The sequence below is a fragment of the Streptomyces sp. NPDC001020 genome (assembly GCF_053599115.1).
On the sequence record NZ_JBSFLQ010000033.1, the window covers coordinates 1 to 21,172 of the forward strand.

A 21,172-nucleotide genomic window follows, 5' to 3' on the forward strand; every position below is an offset into this window, starting at 1 on the left:
TCGGTCCCGCGCACCGGGGCGGAGTCGAGCCCGGTGAAGATGATGTCGAGGAAGACCGACCCCGTGAGGTACACGTCCCACGACGGGTCCCCGGGTGCTGAGGCTGGAGAGTCAGCTCTCCTCGTGGGAGACGGCGCGGCGCGCGTCCGCGTCCAGGACTCCCCAGCTGATCAGCTGCTCGGTCAGGACGGAGGGCGACTGGTCGTAGATGACCGCGAGCGTGCGCAGATCGTCCTGGCGGATCGACAGCACCTTGCCGTTGTAGTCACCGCGCTGCGACTGGATCGTCGCCGCGTACCGCTGGAGCGGGCCCGCCTTCTCGGCCGGCACGCCCGCCAGGCGCTCCAGGTCGAGGACGAGCTTCGGCGGCGGCTCGGCGGCACCGCCCGGAGTGGTGCCGGGCAGCAGTTCCTGTACCGGAACCCCGTAGAAATCGGCCAGCTCGGCGAGGCGCTGCACGGTCACGGCGCGGTCCCCACGCTCGTACGAACCGACCACGACCGCCTTCCAGCGTCCCTGGGACTTCTCCTCCACACCGTGGAGAGAAAGGCCCTGCTGGGTGCGGATGGCCCGGAGCTTGGCCCCGAGCTGCTTGGCGTATTCGCTGGACATATAGCTCCCCGGACACGGTGTCGACGTGCGGCTCCGCCGCGCGGCTGGTAACTCACTGTGAGGTTACGCAGCGTGACTCTGCCCCGTCAAGCCGAATGGTCCGGACCGACCTTTCCGAGGGAGATGGCGTGCCGTGCGGCCGAACGGGTGACGTCAAGGGCCAGGGGGGTGGTCGGCCGCCGTCGGCGGGCTGGTAGCGTAGATGGCGCAAATCCGACGTCCTTTAAGGTCCGTCCCGTGAGGCGGAGAAGGAGGTCCGTTTCGTATGGACACGCAGCATTCCGATGCACGGCCCGTTCTCGAAGGCCCCGACATCGCACGGGTGTTGACCCGTATCGCCCATGAGATCGTCGAGCGCGCCAAGGGCGCCGACGACGTGGTGCTCCTCGGCATCCCGACCCGAGGCGTCTTCCTCGCCCGGCGGCTCGCCGTCAAGCTCGAGCAGATCACCGGCCGCACGGTCCCGGTCGGCTCCCTCGACATCACCATGTACCGCGACGACCTGCGCATGCAGCCCCCGCGTGCGCTGGCCCGCACCGAGATCCCCGGTCACGGCATCGACGGCCGTCTCGTCGTCCTCGTCGACGACGTGCTCTTCTCGGGCCGTACCATCCGCGCCGCCCTCGACGCCCTGAACGACATCGGGCGCCCACGCGCGGTCCAGCTCGCGGTCCTCGTCGACCGCGGCCACCGCGAACTCCCGATCCGCGCCGACTACGTCGGCAAGAACCTCCCCACGTCGCTGCGGGAGGCGGTCAAGGTCCAGCTCGCCGAGGAGGACGGTCGCGACACCGTGCTGCTCGGTGTGAAGGACACCGTCCCGGGCGCACAGCGGTAGTACCGGCGTAGGCCGCCGCCCCACGCCCGCGCATGCGCCAAGGCGCGCCTGTCTGCCCAGTTGTGCCTTCCCGGGGACGTTTTGGCACCCCGCTTCCCGAATGAACTGTTTTACGGAGCCTGAAAGATGCAGCGTCATCTCATCTCGGCCGCCGATCTCACCCGCGACGACGCCGTCCTGATCCTCGACACCGCCGAGGAGATGGCCCGGGTCGCCGACCGGCCGATCAAGAAGCTGCCGACCCTGCGCGGCCGCACCGTCGTCAACCTCTTCTTCGAGGACTCCACCCGCACCCGGATCTCCTTCGAGGCCGCCGAGAAGCGCCTCTCCGCGGACGTGATCAACTTCTCCGCGAAGGGCTCCAGCGTGTCCAAGGGCGAGTCCCTCAAGGACACCGCCCAGACCCTGGAGGCCATGGGCGTCGACGCCGTGGTCATCCGGCACGGTGCCTCCGGAGCCCCCTTCCGCCTGGCCACCTCCGGCTGGATCGACGCCGCCGTCGTCAACGCGGGCGACGGCACCCACCAGCACCCCACGCAGGCCCTGCTCGACGCCTTCACCATGCGCCGCCGCCTGGTAGGCCGGGACACGGGGCTCGGCCGCGACCTGGCCGGCAAGCGGATCACGATAGTCGGCGACGTGCTGCACAGCCGGGTCGCCCGCTCCAACGTGGACCTGCTGCACACCCTCGGCGCCGACGTCACCCTCGTCGCCCCACCCACCCTGCTGCCGGTCGGCGCGCAGTCCTGGCCCTGCGAGATCTCGTACGACCTCGACTCCACCCTGCCCAAGTCGGACGCGGTGATGATGCTGCGCGTCCAGCGCGAGCGCATGAACGCGGCGTTCTTCCCGACCGAGCGCGAGTACTCGCGGCGCTACGGCCTGGACGGCGACCGCATGGCGAAGATGCCCGAGCACGCCATCGTGATGCACCCCGGCCCGATGGTCCGCGGCATGGAGATCACCGCCGAGGTCGCCGACTCCGGGCGCTGCACCGTCGTCGAGCAGGTGGCGAACGGAGTCTCCATCCGCATGGCGGTTCTGTACCTGCTGCTCGGGGGAGCCGTGTTCGACACGAAGCCTGTGCCCGACGCCGACATCGTGCCCGCCGTCACCCACACCCGTACCGAGGAGAAGTAACACCCATGAGCAAGACCCTGATCCGTGGTGCGAAGGTGCTCGGCGGCGAGCCGCAGGACGTACTGATCGACGGTGAGACCATCGAGGCCGTCGGCAGCGGTCTTCCGGCCGAGGGCGCGGAGATCGTCGAGGCCGACGGCAAGGTGCTCCTGCCGGGCCTGGTCGACCTGCACACCCATCTGCGCGAGCCCGGCCGCGAGGACTCCGAGACGGTCCTCACCGGTACCCGCGCGGCGGCCTCCGGCGGCTTCACGGCCGTGTTCGCCATGGCCAACACCTTCCCCGTCGCCGACACCGCCGGTGTCGTCGAGCAGGTCTGGCGCCTCGGCCGGGAGCACGGCTACTGCGACGTGCGACCCATCGGCGCCGTCACCGTGGGCCTGGAGGGCAAGAAGCTCGCCGAGCTGGGCGCCATGCACGAGTCCGCGGCGGGCGTCACGGTCTTCTCCGACGACGGCAAGTGCGTGCACGACGCGGTGATCATGCGCCGCGCGCTGGAGTACGTGAAGGCCTTCGGCGGTGTCGTCGCCCAGCACGCCCAGGAGCCGCGACTGACCGAGGGCGCCGAGATGAACGAGGGCGTCGTCTCCGCCGAACTGGGTCTCGGGGGCTGGCCGGCGGTCGCGGAGGAGTCGATCATCGCCCGGGACGTCCTGCTCGCCGAGCACGTCGGCTCCCGTGTGCACATCTGCCACCTGTCGACCGCCGGGTCGGTCGAGATCGTGCGCTGGGCCAAGTCCCGGGGCATCGACGTCACCGCCGAGGTCACGCCGCACCACCTGCTCCTCACCGACGAACTGGTGCGCACCTACAACCCGGTCTACAAGGTCAACCCGCCGCTGCGCACCGAGCGTGACGTGCGGGCGCTGCGCGAGGCGCTCGCCGACGGCACGATCGACATCGTCGCCACCGACCACGCCCCGCACCCGCACGAGGACAAGGACTGCGAGTGGGCCGCGGCCGCCATGGGCATGGTCGGCCTGGAGACCGCGCTGTCCGTGGTCCAGGAGACGATGGTCGACACCGGGATGCTCGACTGGGCGGGCGTCGCCGACCGTATGTCCTTCACGCCCGCGCGGATCGGCCGGGCCACGGGGCACGGTCGGCCCGTCTCGGCAGGCGAGCCCGCCAACCTCACGCTCGTCGACACGGCATACCGTGGGCTCGTGGACCCCGTGGGCTTCGCCTCGCGCAGCCGCAACACTCCGTACGAGGGCCGTGAGCTGCCGGGCCGTGTCACGCACACCTGGCTCCGGGGCAAGGCCACACTCGTTGACGGGAAGCTCGCGTGACATCTCTCTACCTGCTGGCCGCAGAGAAGACATCGGCTGAAGTGACCAACTGGGCCGCCCGCATCGGCTGGCTCGTCGGCCTCGCCCTGTTCATCGCCCTCGTCTACTGGCTGATGCGCGAGGGCTGGAAGTGGCGCGGCACCCTCCAGAGCGACCTGCCGGAGCTGCCCAGCGCGCCCGAGGGCCCCGGCGAGGCCAGACTGACGATGAGCGGTCGCTACCACGGCTCGACCACGGCCGGCCAGTGGCTGGACCGCATCGTGGCCCATGGCCTGGGCACCCGCAGCCGGGTCGAGCTCACGCTGACGGACGCGGGCCTGGACGTGGTACGCCCCGGGGCGACCGACTTCTTCATCCCGGCCGACCGGCTGCGTGAGGCCCGCCTCGACAAGGGCATCGCGGGCAAGGTCCTCACCGAGGGCGGCCTGCTGGTCGTGACCTGGTCGCACGGCGACAAGCTGATCGACTCCGGATTCCGCTCCGACCGCGCGGACGAGCACAACGCATGGGTCGACACCCTGAACCAAATGATCAACAAGATGGAAGGCTCACGATGACGACCTCCACCAGGGGAACCGGCAAGGTTCCCGCAGTACTCGTCCTGGAGGACGGCCGGATCTTCCGCGGCCGCGCCTACGGGGCCGTGGGGGTGACCTTCGGCGAAGCCGTGTTCTCCACCGGAATGACCGGCTACCAGGAGACGCTCACCGACCCGTCGTACCACCGCCAGGTGGTCGTGATGACCGCCCCGCACGTCGGCAACACCGGCGTCAACGACGAGGACCCGGAGTCGAAGCGGATCTGGGTCGCGGGCTACGTGGTGCGCGACCCCGCACGTGTGCCCTCCAACTGGCGCGCCAAGCGCTCGCTGGACGAGGAACTGCGCCACCAGGGCGTCGTCGGCATCAGCGGCATCGACACCCGGGCGCTCACCCGCCACCTGCGCGAGCGCGGCGCCATGCGCGTCGGCATCTTCTCCGGCAACGCGCTGCCCGACGAGGGCACCATGCTCGCCGAGGTGCGCCAGGCCCCCGAGATGACGGGCGCGGACCTCTCCGCCGAGGTCGCCACCACGGAGCCGTACGTCGTCCCCGCGATCGGTGAGAAGAAGTTCACCGTCGCCGCCGTCGACCTCGGCATCAAGGGCATGACCCCGCACCGCATGGCCGAGCGCGGCATCGAGGTGCACGTGCTGCCCGCGACCGCGACCGCCGAGGACGTGTACGCCGTGAACCCGGACGGTGTGTTCTTCTCCAACGGCCCAGGCGACCCGGCCACCGCCGACCACCCCGTCGCCGTCATGCGGTCCGTCCTGGAGCGCGGGACGCCCCTGTTCGGTATCTGCTTCGGCAACCAGATCCTGGGCCGCGCGCTCGGCTTCGGCACCTACAAGCTGAAGTACGGCCACCGCGGCATCAACCAGCCGGTGCAGGACCGTACGACCGGCAAGGTCGAGGTCACCGCACACAACCACGGATTCGCCGTCGACGCCCCCCTCGACAAGGTGTCCGACACCCCCTACGGCCGCGCCGAGGTCTCCCACGTCTGCCTCAACGACAACGTGGTGGAGGGCCTCCACCTGCTTGACCGGCCGGCCTTCAGCGTCCAGTACCACCCCGAAGCGGCAGCGGGTCCGCACGACGCCGCCTACCTGTTCGACCGCTTCGTATCCCTGATGGAGGGCCAGCGTGCCTAAGCGCACCGATATCCAGTCCGTCCTGGTCATCGGCTCCGGCCCGATCGTCATCGGCCAGGCCGCAGAGTTCGACTACTCCGGCACCCAGGCGTGCCGGGTCCTGAAGTCCGAGGGCCTCAGGGTCGTCCTGGTGAACTCCAACCCGGCGACGATCATGACCGACCCGGAGATCGCCGACGCCACGTACGTCGAGCCGATCACCCCGGAGTTCGTAGAGAAGATCATCGCCAAGGAGCGGCCGGACGCGCTGCTGCCCACCCTGGGCGGCCAGACGGCGCTCAACACCGCGATCTCGCTGCACAAGAACGGCGCCCTGGAGAAGTACGGCGTCGAGCTGATCGGCGCGAACGTCGAGGCGATCCACAAGGGCGAGGACCGCGACCTGTTCAAGGAGGTCGTGGAGGCCGTCCGACAGAAGATCGGGCACGGTGAGTCCGCCCGGTCGGTGATCTGCCACTCCATGGACGAGGTGCTGGCGGGCGTCGAGCATCTCGGCGGCTATCCGGTCGTCGTCCGCCCCTCCTTCACCATGGGCGGCGCCGGCTCCGGCTTCGCATACGACGAGGGCGAGCTGCGCCGCATCGCCGGCCAGGGCCTCACCCTCTCGCCCACCACCGAGGTGCTCCTGGAGGAGTCCATCCTCGGCTGGAAGGAGTACGAGCTGGAGCTGATGCGCGACAAGCACGACAACGTCGTGGTCGTCTGCTCCATCGAGAACTTCGATCCCATGGGCGTGCACACCGGTGACTCGATCACCGTCGCCCCGGCGATGACGCTGACCGACCGTGAGTACCAGATCCTGCGGGACATCGGCATCGCCGTCATCCGCGAGGTCGGCGTCGACACCGGCGGCTGCAACATCCAGTTCGCGGTGAACCCCGAGGACGGTCGCGTGATCGTCATCGAGATGAACCCGCGTGTGTCGCGCTCGTCCGCCCTCGCCTCCAAGGCGACCGGCTTCCCGATCGCCAAGATCGCGGCCAAGCTCGCGGTCGGCTACACGCTCGACGAGATCCCGAACGACATCACGCAGGAGACCCCGGCCTCCTTCGAGCCGACCCTCGACTACGTGGTCGTCAAGGCGCCGCGGTTCGCCTTCGAGAAGTTCCCGAGCGCCGACAGCACGCTGACCACGACCATGAAGTCGGTCGGCGAGGCCATGGCGATCGGCCGCAACTTCACCGAGGCGTTCCAGAAGGCGCTGCGCTCGCTGGAGAAGAAGGGCAGCCAGTTCACGTTCGTGGGCGAGGCGGGGGACAAGGCGGAGCTGCTGGAGGCGGCCGCGCGCCCCACCGACGGCCGGATCAACACGGTCATGGGGGCCATCCGCGCGGGCGCCACGCAGGAAGAGGTCTTCGAGGCCACGAAGATCGACCCGTGGTTCGTCGACCAGCTCTTCCTCATCAAGGAGATCGCGGACGAGCTGGCCGAGGCGCCCGAACTCACCCCCGAACTCCTGGCCGAGGCCAAGCGCCACGGCTTCTCCGACCAGCAGATCGGCGAGATCCGCGGGCTGCGCGAGGACGTCGTGCGCGAGGTGCGGCACGCGCTGGGCGTACGCCCGGTCTACAAGACGGTCGACACCTGTGCCGCCGAGTTCGCGGCGAAGACGCCGTACTTCTACTCCTCCTACGACGAGGAGAGCGAGGTCGCGGCCCGCGAGAAGCCCGCGGTCATCATCCTGGGCTCCGGCCCCAACCGCATCGGCCAGGGCATCGAGTTCGACTACTCCTGCGTCCACGCCTCCTTCGCGCTGTCCGACGCCGGGTACGAGACCGTGATGGTCAACTGCAACCCGGAGACGGTCTCCACGGACTACGACACCTCCGACCGCCTGTACTTCGAGCCGCTGACGCTGGAAGACGTGCTGGAGATCGTCCACGCGGAGCAGCAGGCCGGCCCGGTCGCGGGTGTGATCGTGCAGCTGGGCGGGCAGACCCCGCTCGGCCTCTCCCAGGCCCTCAAGGACAACGGCGTACCGATCGTCGGCACCCCGCCCGAGGCGATCCACGCCGCCGAGGACCGCGGCGCGTTCGGCCGGGTGCTGGCGGAAGCGGGGCTGCCGGCCCCCAAGCACGGGACCGCCACCACGTTCCAGGAGGCCAAGGCCATCGCGGACGAGATCGGATACCCGGTCCTCGTGAGGCCCTCCTACGTGCTCGGCGGACGCGGCATGGAGATCGTCTACGACGAGACCCGCCTCGCCTCCTACATCGCCGAGTCGACGGAGATCAGCCCCTCCCGCCCGGTACTCGTCGACCGCTTCCTCGACGACGCGATCGAGATCGACGTCGACGCCCTGTACGACGGCGAGGAGCTGTACCTCGGCGGCGTCATGGAGCACATCGAGGAGGCCGGCATCCACTCCGGCGACTCGGCGTGCGCACTGCCGCCGATCACGCTGGGCGGCTTCGACATCAAGCGGCTGCGCGCCTCCACGGAGGCCATCGCCCGCGGCGTCGGCGTCCGTGGCCTGATCAACATCCAGTTCGCGATGGCCGGCGACATCCTGTACGTCCTGGAGGCCAACCCGCGTGCGTCCCGTACGGTCCCCTTCACCTCGAAGGCGACCGCGGTGCCGCTGGCGAAGGCCGCCGCCCGGATCTCGCTGGGCGCGACCGTCGCCGAGCTGCGCGCGGAGGGCCTGCTGCCGAAGAACGGCGACGGCGGCGAGCTGCCGCTGGACGCGCCGATCTCCGTCAAGGAGGCCGTCATGCCGTGGTCGCGCTTCCGTGACATCCACGGACGGGGCGTCGACACGGTGCTCGGCCCGGAGATGCGCTCCACCGGCGAGGTCATGGGCATCGACACCGTCTTCGGCACGGCATACGCCAAGTCGCAGGCGGGCGCCTACGGTCCGCTGCCGACCAAGGGCCGCGCCTTCATCTCGGTCGCGAACCGCGACAAGCGGTCGATGATCTTCCCGGCGCGGGAGCTGGTCGCCCACGGCTTCGAGCTGCTCGCCACCTCCGGCACGGCCGAGGTGCTCAAGCGCAACGGCATCAACGCGACGATCGTGCGCAAGCAGTCCGAGGGCACCGGCCCGAACGGCGAGAAGACCATCGTCCAGCTCATCCACGACGGCGGGGTCGACCTCATCGTCAACACCCCGTACGGCACCGGCGGCCGTCTCGACGGCTACGAGATCCGTACGGCGGCCGTGGCACGTTCCGTGCCGTGCCTGACGACGGTCCAGGCGCTCGCCGCGGCGGTGCAGGGCATCGACGCCCTCACCCACGGCGACGTGGGCGTCTGCTCGCTCCAGGAACACGCGGAACACCTGACCGCGGCCCGCGACTAGCAGCCGAAGAGGGGGACATCGGAAACGGTGTCCCCCTCTTCATGAGGACACCTACATGTACAAGATTTTCTTCCGTCTGGTTTTCACCCGGATGGACCCGGAAGCAGCCCACCACCTGGCTTTCCGATGGATCCGTCTGGCCGCCCGCGTCCCGGTCCTGCGTACCTTCGTCGCGGCCGTCCTGGCACCCCGCCACAAGGAACTGCGCACCGAGGCGTTCGGGCTGCGGATGCACGGCCCCTTCGGGCTCGCGGCCGGCTTCGACAAGAACGCGGTGGCGATCGACGGGATGTCGATGCTGGGTTTCGACCACGTCGAGATCGGCACGGTGACGGGGGAGTCGCAGCCGGGCAACCCGAAGAAGCGGTTGTTCCGTCTCGTTCAGGACCGGGCGCTGATCAACCGGATGGGCTTCAACAACGACGGCTCGCTGTCCGTCGCCGCGCGCCTGGCCTCGCGCACGCCCGTCTTCAGGACCGTCGTCGGCGTCAACATCGGAAAAACCAAGGTCGTCCCGGAGGCCGAGGCCGTCGGGGACTACGTGAAGTCCACCGAACGGCTCGCGCCCTACGCCGACTACCTGGTCGTCAACGTCTCGTCCCCGAACACCCCCGGCCTGCGCAATCTTCAGGCAACCGAGGCGCTGCGGCCGTTGCTGAGCGCCGTCCGGGAAGCCGCCGACCGCACGGTCACGGGGCGGCGCGTTCCGCTCCTGGTGAAGATCGCCCCGGACCTGGCCGACGAGGACATCGACGCCGTCGCCGACCTCGCCGTGGAGCTGGGCCTGGACGGAATCATCGCCACGAACACCACCATCGCGCGCGAAGGACTCGGTCTGAAGTCCGCCGCCTCCCTGGTGAAGGAGACCGGCGGCCTGTCGGGCGCGCCCCTGAGGGAACGCTCCCTGGAGGTGCTGCGCCGCCTCTACGCGCGCGTGGGGGACCGCATCACGCTCGTGGGGGTCGGTGGCGTGCAGAACGCCGAGGACGCCTGGCAGCGCATCCTGGCCGGTGCCACGCTGGTGCAGGGCTACAGCGCGTTCATCTACGAGGGGCCATTCTGGGCCCGCGCCATCCACAAGGGGCTCGCCGCGCGTCTGCGTACGAGCCCGTACGCCACGCTCGCCGACGCGGTCGGCGCCGATGTGAGGAAGCCCGCATGACCGCCCGCCCGTCTCCCGACCACCACCCCTCCACGAGGCCCTCCGGGCCGCAGCGGCCCTCTGAAGAACTCTTCGGTGCGCGCCTCCGCCGGGCCATGGACGAGCGCGGCCCGCTGTGCGTGGGCATCGATCCGCACGCTTCGCTGCTCACCGAGTGGGGTCTGAACGACGACGTCGCGGGCCTGGAGCGGTTCAGCCGCACGGTGGTCGAGGCCATGGCCGAACGGGTCGCCGTCCTCAAGCCGCAGAGCGCGTTCTTCGAGCGCTTCGGCTCGCGCGGCCTCGCCGTCCTGGAGAAGTCGGTGCAGGAGGCACGGGCGGCGGGGGCGCTGGTCGTCATGGACGCCAAGCGCGGTGACATCGGCTCGACCATGGCCGCGTACGCCGAGTCCTTCCTCCACAAGGACGCCCCGCTGTTCTCGGACGCGCTGACCGTTTCGCCCTACCTCGGCTACGGGTCGCTCAAGCCGGCCGTGGAACTGGCGCGCGAGAACGGCGCCGGGCTCTTCGTGCTCGCGCTGACCTCCAACCCGGAGGGCGGCGAGGTGCAGCACGCCATGCGGACCGACGGCCGGAACGTCGCGGCGACGATGCTCGCCCACCTCGCCGACGAGAACGCGGGCGAGGAGCCCCTCGGCTCCTTCGGCGCGGTCGTCGGTGCCACGCTCGGCGACCTGTCGTCGTACGACCTCGACATCAACGGACCGCTCCTCGCACCCGGCATCGGCGCCCAGGGCGCCACCCCGGCCGATCTTCCCGGTGTCTTCGGGGCGGCGGTGCGCAACGTGGTGCCGAACGTGAGCCGGGGGGTGCTGCGGTACGGCCCCGACGTAGTCGCGCTGCGTGAGGCGGCGGACCGTTTCGCGGAGGAGATCCGGGCCGCGGTGGCGGCCGCCTAGACCCTCGGTGGAGGTTCGCCGGAGTCCTGCGCCGAGCGACTCCCGGACGGCTTGAGTCTGAATACATCCTCAAAACCGGGACAATATGTCCGATAGGCCCGCCTCGGTAGAGGCTGACCAGGACTTTTCCGCTGTTCTCGCTGACTCCGGCGGTCTCGCCCGCTAGTCTCCGACGAGAGGCACCGGGCAAGCGTGTTGCTCGTGGCTCCCTAGGTGTGGGGCGACTAGGTTCCTCACCGGTCCGTATCCGACAGTTCAACATCCGAGGTGACGTAGGCGTGGCTCTTCCGCCCCTTACCCCCGAACAGCGCGCAGCCGCGCTCGAAAAGGCCGCCGCGGCTCGCCGGGAGCGGGCCGAGGTCAAGAATCGACTGAAGCACTCCGGCGCCTCTCTTCACGAGGTCATCAAGCAGGGCCAGGAGAACGACGTCATCGGCAAGATGAAGGTCTCCGCCCTGCTCGAGTCCCTGCCCGGCGTGGGCAAGGTCCGCGCCAAGCAGATCATGGAGCGACTCGGGATCTCCGAGAGCCGCCGCGTGCGTGGCCTCGGCTCCAACCAGATCGCCTCCCTGGAGCGCGAGTTCGGCAGCGCCGCCAGCTGAGTCCGGGGCATCCCGGATTTACTGGAATAATCGCTGCATGAGTGAACGTCCGCGGCTGACCGTGCTCTCCGGCCCCTCCGGGGTCGGCAAGAGCACGGTCGTCGCCCATATGCGCAAGGAATACCCCGAGGCATGGCTCTCGGTGTCGGCGACGACCCGCCAGCCCCGCCCCGGGGAGCAGAACGGAGTCCACTACTTCTTCGTCACCGACGAGGAGATGGACAAGCTGATCGCCAATGGCGAGCTGCTGGAGTGGGCCGAGTTCGCCGGCAACCGCTACGGCACACCGCGGGCCGCGGTGCTGGAGCACCTGGAGGCCGGCGTGCCGGTCCTGCTGGAGATCGACCTCCAGGGCGCCCGGCAGGTTCGTGAGTCGATGCCGGAGGCCCAGCTGGTGTTCCTGGCTCCCCCCTCGTGGGAGGAGCTGGTGCGCAGGCTCACCGGACGCGGCACTGAGTCGCCCGAGGTGATCGAGCGCCGCCTGAAGGCGGCCAAGATCGAGCTGGCGGCCGAGCCGGAGTTCGATGTCACCCTGGTCAACACCTCCGTCGAGGACGTGGCCCGCGAGCTGCTAGCCTTGATGAACGTTGTGTGATCAGGGTTGTGTGATCAGGTCTGATCTTTTCCCATCTTCGGAAGGTAGAGCGTGTCCTCTTCCATCACCGCGCCCGAGGGCATCATCAACCCGCCGATCGACGAGCTCCTCGAGGCTACCGACTCGAAGTACAGCCTCGTGATCTACGCGGCCAAGCGGGCCCGCCAGATCAACGCGTACTACTCGCAGCTCGGTGAGGGTCTCCTCGAGTACGTCGGTCCGCTCGTCGACACCCATGTCCACGAGAAGCCGCTGTCGATTGCTCTGCGTGAGATCAACGCGGGTCTGCTCACGTCCGAGGCCATCGAGGGCCCGGCGCAGTAACAACGCGCGCACGCGACAGCACGCGGCGAGCGACATGTCATTTCCGCGGCTTGCGGCAGGTTTCTCCACGGGCCCGGCAGGGGACCTCCCGGCAGTAGCCGGGAGGAGCGACTGCCGGGCCTGTGGTGTGTCATAGACGCGTACGCCTGTTGAGTCGCGGTGTACGGATTCGAGTGCGGGGAGGCCCGGTGGGCAAGCCGAAGGTCGTTCTGGGGGTCAGTGGCGGCATCGCCGCGTACAAGGCGTGCGAGCTGCTGCGCCGACTGACGGAGTCGGGTCACGACGTGCGCGTCGTTCCCACCGCCTCCGCCTTGCACTTCGTCGGGGCCGCGACCTGGTCCGCGCTCTCCGGCAACCCGGTCTCGACCGAGGTCTGGGACGACGTGCACGAGGTGCCCCACGTCCGTATCGGGCAGCACGCCGACCTGGTGGTCGTCGCCCCGGCGACGGCCGACGTCCTGGCGAAGGCGGCCCACGGCCTCGCCGACGACCTCCTGACGAACACGCTTCTCACGGCCCGTTGTCCGGTCGTCTTCGCTCCGGCCATGCACACGGAGATGTGGGAGCACCCGGCCACACAGGAGAACGTGGCGACACTGCGGCGCCGCGGTGCCGTGGTGATCGAGCCCGCGGTGGGCAGGCTGACCGGAGTCGACACGGGCAAGGGCCGACTGCCCGAGCCCGCCGAGATCTTCGAGGTCTGCCGACGGGTGCTGGCGCGGGGTGCGAGCGAGCCGGACCTCGCCGGCCGGCATGTCGTCGTCAGCGCCGGCGGCACCCGCGAACCCCTCGACCCCGTCCGCTTCCTCGGCAACCGCTCCTCCGGCAAACAGGGCTACGCCCTCGCGCGCGCGGCGGCGGCCCGGGGTGCCCGGGTCACGCTGATCGCCGCCAACACGGGCCTGCCGGATCCGGCCGGAGTGGACGTCATACCGGTGGGCACGGCGGTGCAGTTGCGCGAAGCGGTGCTGAAGGCGGCCGCCGACGCGGACGCCGTGGTGATGGCGGCCGCCGTGGCGGACTTCCGGCCTGCGGTGTACGCATCGGGGAAGATCAAGAAGAAGGACGGTCAGGAACCGGAGCCGATCGCTCTGGTCAGGAATCCGGACATTCTCGCGGAGCTTTCGGCCGACCGTGCCCGCCCCGGCCAGGTGGTCGTCGGCTTCGCCGCGGAGACGGACGATGTGCTGGCGAACGGCCGCGCGAAGCTGGAGCGCAAGGGCTGTGACCTGCTCGTGGTGAACGAGGTGGGGGAGCGCAAGACCTTCGGCTCCGAGGAGAACGAGGCGGTCGTGCTGGGCGCCGACGGCAGTGAGACCTCGGTGCCGTACGGGCCCAAGGAAGCGCTGGCCGAGACGGTGTGGGATCTCGTGGTGCATCGCCTGGCTTGAATGTTTCTTTTCACTTCGCGGCTCCACCACGCCTTGGACATTCGCGCGTGGCGAGCCTGGAAAAGAGCACGCGGCATTGGGCAGAATGCCGGTGCCGCAGGTCACAGAGGTCCCGAGAGGCGAGACGGGTGGGCCGGTGGCCGAGCCCGACCGATAAACTGTTCCTCGGACGACGCCGGGCGCAGCCTCCGTCCCGTCCGTCAATGATCAGCCAGCAGCCGCTGCAACCACAGGGAGCGTTGTGTCCCGTCGCCTTTTCACCTCGGAGTCCGTGACCGAGGGCCACCCCGACAAGATCGCTGACCAGATCAGCGACGCCATTCTCGATGCGCTTCTGCGCGAGGACCCGACCTCCCGGGTCGCCGTGGAGACGCTGATCACGACCGGCCTCGTGCATGTGGCCGGCGAGGTCACCACCAAGGCCTACGCGGACATCGCGACGCTGGTCCGCAACACGATCCTGGGGATCGGCTACGACTCGTCGAAGAAGGGCTTCGACGGCGCGTCCTGTGGTGTCTCGGTATCGATCGGCGCGCAGTCCCCGGACATCGCGCAGGGTGTGGACACGGCGTACGAGTCCCGGGTCGAGGGCGACGAAGACGAGCTGGACCGGCAGGGCGCGGGCGACCAGGGTCTGATGTTCGGCTACGCGACGGACGAGACCCCGACGCTGATGCCGCTGCCGATCTTCCTGGCGCACCGGCTGTCCAAGCGCCTGTCCGAGGTCCGCAAGAACGGCACCATCCCCTACCTGCGCCCGGACGGCAAGACGCAGGTCACCATCGAGTACGACGGCGACAAGGCCGTCCGTCTGGACACGGTGGTCATCTCCTCGCAGCACGCGAGCGACATCGACCTGGAGTCCCTCCTGGCCCCCGACATCCGTGAGTTCGTCGTGGAGCCCGAGCTGAAGGCGCTCCTGGACGAGGGCATCAAGCTGGAGACCGAGGACTACCGTCTGCTGGTCAACCCCACCGGCCGCTTCGAGATCGGCGGCCCGATGGGTGACGCGGGCCTGACCGGTCGGAAGATCATCATCGACACCTACGGCGGCATGGCCCGCCACGGCGGCGGCGCCTTCTCCGGCAAGGACCCGTCCAAGGTGGACCGTTCGGCCGCGTACGCGATGCGCTGGGTCGCCAAGAACGTGGTCGCCGCGGGCCTTGCCTCCCGCTGCGAGGTCCAGGTCGCCTACGCGATCGGCAAGGCCGAACCGGTCGGCCTGTTCGTCGAGACCTTCGGCACGGCCAAGGTCGACGCCGAGAAGATCGAGTCCGCGATCAGCGAGGTCTTCGACCTGCGCCCGGCCGCGATCATCCGCGACCTCGACCTGCTCCGCCCGATCTACGCCCAGACGGCGGCCTACGGCCACTTCGGCCGCGAGCTGCCCGACTTCACCTGGGAGCGCGCTGACCGCGTGGAGGAACTGCGGAAGGCCGCGGGGCTGTAGTCCCTCCTGCACTGCCGGCCCGAGGCCCGGCGCCCGCTCGGGGCGCCGGGCTTCGGCGCGTAGGCCTCTGCGCAGGTGTCCTTCGGGCGTGTGGTCCACGGCCGGGGTTTCCGGGCGAGCGGCGGTGTCAGTGGTGTTTGGTAAGAATGCAAGCGTGAGCAGCGGGAACGGGCAGGAGCGGGCGGGCGGGGAGGATGCCGCGCCGCCCGAGCAGCTTGCGCTCATCCGTGAGGCCGTACAGAAGGCCAAGACGCCCAAGGCCAAGCCACGGACGTGGCGGGGGGCCGCGTTGGCCAAGGAGCTGCCCGTCGCGCGCGTGGTGGTGGACAAGGGCGTCCTGCACCTGGACCGGTACTTCGACTATGCCGTGCCCGAGGAACTCGACGCTGTCGCCCGGCCTGGGGTCCGGGTCCGTGTGCGGTTCGGGGCCGGCGGGCGCACTGTGCGCGAAGGGCGGCGTGAGGGGGGCGGACTCATCGACGGGTTTCTCGTCGAGCGAGTGGCCGAATCCGATTACGCGGGCCCCCTGGCCGCGCTCGCGCAGGTCGTGTCGCCCGAGCCGGTCCTCTCGCCCGAACTGCTGGGACTCGCCCGGGCGGTGGCCGACCGGTACGCGGGCAGCCTCGCCGATGTGCTGCAACTCGCCGTGCCGCCGCGGCACGCCCGCGCCGAGGCCGCGGAGATGGGGCCACCGCCCGCACCGCCCGCCGCGCCCGACCCCGGGCCCTGGCTCCGGTACGGACGTGGGGCCGACTTCCTCCGATCACTGGCGCAGGGCGGTGCGCCACGGGCCGTGTGGACCGCCCTGCCCGGACCCCGGTGGGCGGACGAGATAGCCCGGGCCGTGCAGGCCACGCTCGCCTCCGGGCGGGGGGCGTTGGTCGTTGTGCCCGCGGGGCGGCCCGCCGCCCGGGTCGATGCCGCGCTCCGGGAGCTGATCGGTGACGGGCAGCACGCACTCCTGACCGCCGACGCCGGCCAGGAGCGGCGCTACCGGGAGTGGCTCGCCGTACGGCGTGGAGCCGTGCGGGCCGTTGTCGGTACGCGGGCCGCCATGTTCGCGCCCGTGCGGAATCTGGGGCTCGTCGTCGTCTGGGACGACGGGGACGCCAGTCACAGCGACGACAACGCTCCGTACCCCCATGTCCGCGAGGTACTGGAGCTCCGCGCCGCGCGCGACAAGTGCGCCTTTCTGCTGGGGAGCCGTAGCTGCACCGTGGAGGCGGCCCAACTCGTCGAGAGCGGCTGGGCCGCGCCGATCGTCGCCGACCGCGAGCAGGTACGGGCCGCAGCGCCCCTCGTGCGGACCGTGGGGGACGAAGACCTCGCACGGGACGAGGCGGCCAGGGCGGCGCGCCTGCCGACGCTCGCCTGGCAGGTCGTACGGGACGGGCTGCGGCACGGCCCTGTACTGGTGCAGGTGCCTCGCCGCGGCTATGTGCCCCGGATGGCCTGCGCGCACTGCCGGGCGCCCGCGCGGTGTCGGCACTGCGCCGGGCCGCTGGCCGCGCAGGACACCGGGGAGCTGCGATGCGGATGGTGCGGGCGGGAGGAGACCTCTTGGCACTGTCCGGAGTGCGGCGGGTTCCGGCTGCGGGCGCAGGTCGTGGGGGCGCGGCGCACCGCCGAGGAACTGGGGCGCGCGTTCCCGGCCGTTCCGGTGCGCACCTCGGGGCGCGAGCAGGTGCTGGACACGGTGCCGTCGGCGCCCGCGCTCGTGGTGAGCACCCCGGGCGCGGAGCCCGTCGCCGAGGGCGGGTACGCCGCCGCGCTGCTCCTCGACGGGTGGGCCATGCTCGGGCGGCCCGACCTGCGGGCAGGCGAGGAGGCGCTGCGGCGGTGGATCGGCGCGGGTGCGCTCGTACGGCCGCAGTCGGCGGGCGGGACCGTCGTGGTCGTGGCCGAACCCACGCTGCGGCCCGTGCAGGCGCTCGTACGGTGGGACCCTGTCGGGCACGCTGTGCGGGAACTCGCTGAGCGTGCCGAGCTCGGGTTTCCACCGGTGTCGCGGATGGCCGCCGTGACGGGGACGGCCGAGGCGGTGGCGGGCTTTCTGGATGGGGCCGAACTGCCGCCGGACGCACAGGTGTTGGGGCCGATTCCAGTACCGTCGAGCGAAGCCGGGCGCCCGCGGCGGGCCGGGGGGCCGCCGCCGGGGGAGCACTGGATGCGGGCGCTCATCCGGGTACCGCCCGGCAGCGGGGCGGCACTGGCCTTCGCGCTGAAGACCGCGCTCGCGGCCCGGATGGCGCGTGGCGGAACCGGGGGCGGCGAGGCGGTGCGGATCCGGATCGATCCGCCGGACATCGGGTGACGGGTCGGGTCGGGTCGATCCGCGGCACACCGTCGAGGCAGGACGGATCCGATCGCCTCCGCGGACCCCGGAGGAGGGGCGGGCGGAAGAAGGCCGTTCAGGGCGCGTTCAGGAGCGCAGGAGGTCGTTGGGTCGGACACACGGCCGCCTCCCGGTCTCACGCTCGGGAGGCGGACAGAGGAGCGGTTCAGCCGTTGCGCGGACCCGGAAAGGCCGTCTGCCTCACCTCGTCGCGCAGGGTGGGGCTGCCCGCCGTCGGCTGCGTCGGCATCGAGCGGGCCGTGGGGACCGCGGAGATGCCCGCGCCCATGTTGAGCGTGCGGGTGCCGGACGGCTCCGGTGCGCGCTCGGCCTCGGCGGCCGCCTGGGTGGCGGCACGACGGGCGCCGTAGCGGCGGTGGACCGCCTGCTTGGTGACTCCGAGCGCGGAGCCGACGGCGTCCCACGAGAAGCCGAGCGAGCGGTCGAAGTCCACGGCCGCCGTCACCAGGGTCTCGACGCTGTCCCGCAGTTCCTGGGCGAGACGGACGGTCGGGGCGGGGGCACGCCCATAGACGACGAAGCCCGTCGACGGGCCGGAGCGGCGCGGACGGTAGACGTTGCCCAACTGGGCGGTGAGGGTGCGCAGTGCGTCCACCTGCCGGCGGACCCGCTCGATGTCCCGCACCAGCAAGTGCAGGCTGGCCCGAGCCTGGGCGTCGTGGGTTGCGTGGTCGGCCATGAAACAAGCCTCTCGAACCGGCGTTGCTAGGGACCGGGCCGTGGTCACGGCCCGTTGGGGTCAACTCTTTCTTGACCAACGCGTTTCCGGGTCTCTGGTCACGGTGCGGGGGCGTAAGGGCATATGCGTACGCCCCCGAGGGGCGATGTGCGCCGCGAGGAGCATGTACCGCCGGGCCATGGCGGCCGCCGCGCTGCCGACGCCCCGGCCCCCATAGACTGGTGAGCTGTGCCCGCACCCCTTCGCGCAGCCGGAGGCGTGAGAGCCCGTCAGAACTCCCGCCCGAGAGGCCGTCACTCACCCATGAGGCTTGTCTTCGCAGGTACCCCCGAGGTCGCTGTTCCCGCGCTGGACGCTCTGATCGCGTCCGGGCGGCACGAGGTGGTGGCCGTCGTCACTCGGCCTGACGCACCGGCGGGGCGTGGGCGCAGGCTCGTCGCCAGTCCCGTCGCCGAGCGGGCCGAGGAGGCCGGGATCGAGATCCTCAAGCCGGAACGGCCCCGCGACGAGGACTTCCTCGCGCGGCTGAGGGAGATCGCGCCGGACTGCTGCCCCGTCGTCGCCTACGGTGCGCTCCTGCCGCGCGTCGCCCTCGACATTCCCACCCACGGCTGGGTCAACCTGCACTTCTCCCTGCTTCCCGCCTGGCGCGGCGCCGCCCCCGTGCAGCACTCCCTCCTGGCAGGCGACGAGATCACCGGGGCCTCCACCTTCCTCATCGAGGAAGGGCTCGACTCCGGGCCCGTCTACGGCACCGTCACCGAGCGAGTCCGGCCCACCGACACCAGCGGCGACCTGCTCACCCGTCTCGCCTTCGCCGGCTCCGGCCTGCTCACCGCCACCATGGACGGGATCGAGGACGGCACCCTCAAGGCCGTGCCGCAGCCCGCGGAGGGTGTCACGCTCGCGCCGAAGATCACCGTCGAGGACGCACGCGTCGACTGGTCCGCCCCCGCGCTCCGTGCCGACCGCGTGGTGCGCGCCTGCACTCCCGCGCCCGGCGCCTGGACCACGTTCCGCGGGGAGCGGCTCAAGCTCATCCAGGTGACGCCCGTGCCCGAGCGGACGGACCTCGCCCCCGGGCACCTGTCCGTCGGCAAGAACAACGTGTACGTCGGCACCGGTTCGTACGCCGTCGAGCTGGTGTGGGTGCAGGCCCAGGGCAAGAAGCCGATGCGGGCCGCGGACTGGGCACGCGGGGTGCGGATCGGTGCCGCGGAGACGCTCGGGAGCTGACCTCCCACCGGACCCTCCCGGCCTTCCCGCCACCCCACGGACGTACGCTGGAAAGCGCACGTCATCCCACACCCGGAGCACCTTTTCGTGAGCGACCAGTCCCGTCGTCCCCGCAAGCCAGGCAAGCCCTACCGGCGGCCCAAGAAGGACCCTGTCCGCATCCTCGCCTTCGACGCGCTCAGGGCCGTCGACGAACGGGACGCGTACGCGAACCTCGTGCTGCCTCCGCTGCTGCGCAGGGCGCGCGAGCAGGGCGACTTCGACGCGCGGGACGCCGCACTGGCCACCGAGCTGGTGTACGGGACGCTGCGTCGGCAGGGAACGTACGACGCCGTCATCGCGGAGTGTGTCGACCGGCCGCTGCGTGAGGTCGACCCGCCCGTGCTCGACGTGCTGAGCCTCGGCGCCCACCAACTGCTGGGGACGCGGATACCCAGCCATGCCGCCGTGTCCGCCACGGTCGAGCTCGCCCGGGTCGTGCTCGGCGACGGGCGGGCCAAGTTCGTCAACGCCGTGCTGCGCAAGGTCGCACAGAACGACCTCGACGGCTGGCTGGAGCGGGTCGCACCGCCGTACGACGAGGACCCCGAGGACCACCTCGCCGTCGTGCACTCGCACCCCCGCTGGGTCGTCTCCGCCCTGTGGGACTCCCTCGGCGGCCCACGTGCCGGGATCGAGGACCTTCTCGAGGCCGACAACGAGCGGCCCGAGGTCACGCTCGTCGCCCGTCCGGGGCGCTCCACCACCGAGGAGCTGCTGCGCGAGGAGGCCGCGGTGCCGGGCCGCTGGTCGCCGTACGCCGTCCGGCTCACCGAGGGCGGCGAGCCCGGCGCTGTCGAGGCGATCCGGGACGGCCGCGCGGGCGTGCAGGACGAGGGCAGCCAGCTCGTCGCGCTCGCCCTCGCCAACGCGCCCCTCGAAGGGCCCGACAGCACCTGGCTGGACGGCTGTGCCGGGCCGGGTGGCAAGGCCGCCCTGCTCGCCGCCCTGGCCGCCGAGCGCGGAGCCGTGCTGCTGGCCTCCGAGAAGCAGCCGCACCGGGCCGGACTGGTGGCGAAGGCGCTCGCCGGCAACCCCGGGCCGTACCAGGTCATCGCCGCCGACGGGACCCGGCCGCCGTGGCGGCTCGGCTCCTTCGACCGTGTTCTGATGGACGTGCCGTGCACGGGGCTCGGCGCGCTGCGCCGCCGCCCCGAGGCCCGCTGGCGGCGTCGGCCGGAGGACCTCGACGGGTTCGCGCCGCTGCAGCGCGCCCTGCTGCGCACGGCGCTGGAGTCCGTACGCGTCGGGGGAGTTGTCGGCTACGCCACCTGTTCCCCTCATCTTGCCGAGACCCGTGCCGTGGTCGATGACGTGCTCAAGCAGTACCGGGACACCGAGCTGGTCGACGCCCGGCCGCTGCTGCCCGGCGTGCCGGCCCTCGGGGACGGCCCAGACGTTCAGCTGTGGCCGCATCTGCACGGGACGGACGCGATGTACCTGGCGATCATCCGGCGTACGGGCTGAAGCCTCGCCTCCCCCGGGTGCGCCCGCCGGGCCGGTGGCGTGGCGCTCGCGGCGTGCTCCTCCTCCGCGAGGGCGGCCCCGGGAGCGCGCCGG

At 71.0% G+C, this 21,172-nt stretch carries 18 protein-coding genes; 16 read left to right on the forward strand and 2 right to left on the reverse strand.

What is annotated here, in order from left to right; translation table 11 throughout:
• Positions 1-111: 111 nt before the first annotated feature.
• Positions 112-612 carry a transcriptional regulator BldD gene (gene bldD, locus ACWDEX_RS27115; RefSeq protein ID WP_043438502.1) on the reverse strand — a complete coding sequence of 167 codons (501 nt, stop codon included), beginning with the start codon at positions 610-612 and terminating at the stop codon, positions 112-114.
• Between the two features lie 265 nt (positions 613-877).
• On the opposite strand from bldD, the gene pyrR reads away from it, so the two are divergent.
• From pyrR to ACWDEX_RS27185, 14 genes are all read left to right on the forward strand, one after another.
• Entirely contained in the window at positions 878-1,450 is a 573-nt protein-coding gene (gene pyrR / locus ACWDEX_RS27120; protein WP_450466761.1) for a bifunctional pyr operon transcriptional regulator/uracil phosphoribosyltransferase PyrR, read from the forward strand.
• Between the two features lie 126 nt (positions 1,451-1,576).
• The gene (locus tag ACWDEX_RS27125; protein ID WP_450466762.1) at positions 1,577-2,590 is read left to right on the forward strand and encodes an aspartate carbamoyltransferase catalytic subunit; all 1,014 of its coding nucleotides are present in this window, start codon (positions 1,577-1,579) and stop codon (positions 2,588-2,590) included.
• A gap of 5 nt (positions 2,591-2,595) precedes the next feature.
• Positions 2,596-3,882 carry a dihydroorotase gene (locus ACWDEX_RS27130; protein WP_450466764.1) on the forward strand — a complete coding sequence of 429 codons (1,287 nt, stop codon included), beginning with the start codon at positions 2,596-2,598 and terminating at the stop codon, positions 3,880-3,882.
• Positions 3,879-4,439, forward strand: coding sequence for a PH-like domain-containing protein (locus tag ACWDEX_RS27135; RefSeq protein ID WP_450466765.1), 561 nt, complete (start codon positions 3,879-3,881; stop codon positions 4,437-4,439). Before ACWDEX_RS27130 ends, ACWDEX_RS27135 begins: the two co-directional genes overlap by 4 nt.
• Positions 4,436-5,578, forward strand: coding sequence for a glutamine-hydrolyzing carbamoyl-phosphate synthase small subunit (carA, locus tag ACWDEX_RS27140; RefSeq protein WP_450466767.1), 1,143 nt, complete (start codon positions 4,436-4,438; stop codon positions 5,576-5,578). Before ACWDEX_RS27135 ends, carA begins: the two co-directional genes overlap by 4 nt.
• Positions 5,571-8,879, forward strand: coding sequence for a carbamoyl-phosphate synthase large subunit (gene carB, locus ACWDEX_RS27145; protein ID WP_450466768.1), 3,309 nt, complete (start codon positions 5,571-5,573; stop codon positions 8,877-8,879). Before carA ends, carB begins: the two co-directional genes overlap by 8 nt.
• A gap of 55 nt (positions 8,880-8,934) precedes the next feature.
• Positions 8,935-10,041: a quinone-dependent dihydroorotate dehydrogenase gene (locus ACWDEX_RS27150; protein ID WP_450466769.1), complete on the forward strand. Its 1,107-nt coding sequence runs from the start codon at positions 8,935-8,937 to the stop codon at positions 10,039-10,041.
• Positions 10,038-10,940, forward strand: a complete 903-nt coding sequence (pyrF, locus tag ACWDEX_RS27155; RefSeq protein ID WP_450466770.1) for an orotidine-5'-phosphate decarboxylase — start codon at positions 10,038-10,040, stop codon at positions 10,938-10,940. The genes ACWDEX_RS27150 and pyrF overlap by 4 nt, the downstream gene beginning before the upstream one ends.
• Positions 10,941-11,218: 278 nt before the next feature.
• Positions 11,219-11,542 carry an integration host factor gene (locus ACWDEX_RS27160; RefSeq protein ID WP_450466771.1) on the forward strand — a complete coding sequence of 108 codons (324 nt, stop codon included), beginning with the start codon at positions 11,219-11,221 and terminating at the stop codon, positions 11,540-11,542.
• Positions 11,543-11,579: 37 nt separating this feature from the next.
• Entirely contained in the window at positions 11,580-12,137 is a 558-nt protein-coding gene (gene gmk, locus ACWDEX_RS27165) for a guanylate kinase (protein WP_450466772.1), read from the forward strand.
• A gap of 51 nt (positions 12,138-12,188) precedes the next feature.
• Entirely contained in the window at positions 12,189-12,461 is a 273-nt protein-coding gene (gene rpoZ, locus ACWDEX_RS27170) for a DNA-directed RNA polymerase subunit omega (RefSeq protein WP_005319902.1), read from the forward strand.
• 188 nt (positions 12,462-12,649) lie between these two features.
• A complete protein-coding gene (coaBC, locus tag ACWDEX_RS27175) occupies positions 12,650-13,852 on the forward strand; it encodes a bifunctional phosphopantothenoylcysteine decarboxylase/phosphopantothenate--cysteine ligase CoaBC (RefSeq protein WP_450466773.1) in 1,203 nt (400 codons plus the stop codon).
• Between the two features lie 241 nt (positions 13,853-14,093).
• Positions 14,094-15,302, forward strand: a complete 1,209-nt coding sequence (gene metK, locus ACWDEX_RS27180) for a methionine adenosyltransferase (protein ID WP_450466774.1) — start codon at positions 14,094-14,096, stop codon at positions 15,300-15,302.
• A 154-nt stretch (positions 15,303-15,456) separates the two neighbouring features.
• Complete coding sequence (locus ACWDEX_RS27185; protein WP_450466776.1) at positions 15,457-17,616, forward strand: primosomal protein N'; 2,160 nt, start codon at positions 15,457-15,459, stop codon at positions 17,614-17,616.
• Between the two features lie 187 nt (positions 17,617-17,803).
• Here ACWDEX_RS27185 and ACWDEX_RS27190 read toward each other — a convergent pair whose 3' ends face one another.
• Positions 17,804-18,337 (reverse strand): hypothetical protein, encoded by a 534-nt coding sequence (locus ACWDEX_RS27190; protein ID WP_450466777.1) that lies wholly within the window; start codon positions 18,335-18,337, stop codon positions 17,804-17,806.
• Positions 18,338-18,640: 303 nt separating this feature from the next.
• Between ACWDEX_RS27190 and fmt the strand changes: the two genes are divergently transcribed.
• Positions 18,641-19,573 (forward strand): methionyl-tRNA formyltransferase, encoded by a 933-nt coding sequence (gene fmt / locus ACWDEX_RS27195; protein WP_450466778.1) that lies wholly within the window; start codon positions 18,641-18,643, stop codon positions 19,571-19,573.
• 87 nt (positions 19,574-19,660) lie between these two features.
• On the forward strand, positions 19,661-21,079 hold the full coding sequence (locus ACWDEX_RS27200; RefSeq protein ID WP_450466779.1) for an RsmB/NOP family class I SAM-dependent RNA methyltransferase: 1,419 nt from the start codon (positions 19,661-19,663) through the stop codon (positions 21,077-21,079).
• Positions 21,080-21,172: the final 93 nt, after the last annotated feature.

What these genes read in the sequence shown, in the direction of transcription:
- pyrR (WP_450466761.1), top strand. Translation starts at nt 878, where the DNA reads ATGGACACGCAGCATTCCGATGCACGGCCCGTTCTCGAAGGCCCCGAC.
- gmk (WP_450466772.1), top strand. Translation starts at nt 11,580, where the DNA reads ATGAGTGAACGTCCGCGGCTGACCGTGCTCTCCGGCCCCTCCGGGGTC.
- ACWDEX_RS27190 (WP_450466777.1), bottom strand. Translation starts at nt 18,337, where the DNA reads ATGGCCGACCACGCAACCCACGACGCCCAGGCTCGGGCCAGCCTGCAC.
- ACWDEX_RS27150 (WP_450466769.1), top strand. Translation starts at nt 8,935, where the DNA reads ATGTACAAGATTTTCTTCCGTCTGGTTTTCACCCGGATGGACCCGGAA.
- ACWDEX_RS27130 (WP_450466764.1), top strand. Translation starts at nt 2,596, where the DNA reads ATGAGCAAGACCCTGATCCGTGGTGCGAAGGTGCTCGGCGGCGAGCCG.
- bldD (WP_043438502.1), bottom strand. Translation starts at nt 612, where the DNA reads ATGTCCAGCGAATACGCCAAGCAGCTCGGGGCCAAGCTCCGGGCCATC.
- fmt (WP_450466778.1), top strand. Translation starts at nt 18,641, where the DNA reads ATGAGGCTTGTCTTCGCAGGTACCCCCGAGGTCGCTGTTCCCGCGCTG.
- carA (WP_450466767.1), top strand. Translation starts at nt 4,436, where the DNA reads ATGACGACCTCCACCAGGGGAACCGGCAAGGTTCCCGCAGTACTCGTC.
- ACWDEX_RS27125 (WP_450466762.1), top strand. Translation starts at nt 1,577, where the DNA reads ATGCAGCGTCATCTCATCTCGGCCGCCGATCTCACCCGCGACGACGCC.
- pyrF (WP_450466770.1), top strand. Translation starts at nt 10,038, where the DNA reads ATGACCGCCCGCCCGTCTCCCGACCACCACCCCTCCACGAGGCCCTCC.